General features: G+C 63.3%; 1 protein-coding gene. It reads left to right on the plus strand.

Annotated features, from left to right (window positions below; all coding sequences use genetic code 11):
* Positions 1-240: uL15m family ribosomal protein (locus tag FVP33_RS19235; RefSeq protein ID WP_187270820.1), on the plus strand; the 240-nt coding region annotated here is incomplete at its 5' end.
* Positions 241-311: the final 71 nt, after the last annotated feature.

The following is a 311-nucleotide window of genomic DNA, read 5'->3' on the forward strand; positions in this document are numbered from 1 at the left end:
TTCACGCACCCGTTCCGGGTCGAATACCCGGTCGTCAACCTGGAGAAGCTCGCCGAGCTGTACCCGGCCGGCGGAGACGTCACGCTTGGCGACCTCGTCGCCAAGGGTGCCGTTCGCAAGAACGCAACGGTCAAGGTTCTTGGCGCAGGTGACATTGCGGTTAAGCTGAACGTTGCAGTCGACAAGGTCTCCGGCTCTGCCGAGCAGAAGATTGTCGCAGCGGGCGGTTCCGTAAACTGAAGTCCCCGGGCGGATCGTTCGCTCGGTTGACCTACGTACGGTAGTCGCCCAGGTGGCCCGCAAGGGCCACC

The sequence above is a fragment of the Lacisediminihabitans profunda genome, from assembly GCF_008040105.1.
GTDB lineage: Bacteria > Actinomycetota > Actinomycetes > Actinomycetales > Microbacteriaceae > Lacisediminihabitans > Lacisediminihabitans profunda.